Annotated in this window: 1 pseudogene; it reads right to left on the minus strand. The window is 64.6% G+C overall.

Annotation, left to right across the window (positions count from 1 at the left end):
• Positions 1-73 precede the first annotated feature (73 nt).
• Positions 74-274, minus strand: a pseudogene (locus R2R70_RS20220) (N-(5'-phosphoribosyl)anthranilate isomerase); the annotation flags it as partial.

The raw sequence follows: 274 nt of genomic DNA on the forward strand, positions 1-274 counted from the left end.
TCAGGAAGGTTGTACATGGTGTCACTCTCGATCGGTCGGCGCGCCCCGCGTTCGGGGGTCGCACCGTCTTGCATCACCGGGCGTCCGCTTCGCGCACCGCGCGTACGAACGCCGCCATCCGGGCGTGATCCTTCACGCCCTTCGCGCCCTCCACTTCGATGCCACTCGAGACATCGACAGCAAACGGGCGCAACTGGCGGATCGCATCACCGACGTTTTGCGCGCTCAAGCCACCACTCAAAACGGCCCGATGCGCAAGCTCTGCGGGAATAAG

The organism is Cobetia sp. SIMBA_158 (assembly GCF_046566945.1).
Classification (GTDB): Bacteria; Pseudomonadota; Gammaproteobacteria; order Pseudomonadales; family Halomonadaceae; genus Cobetia; species Cobetia amphilecti.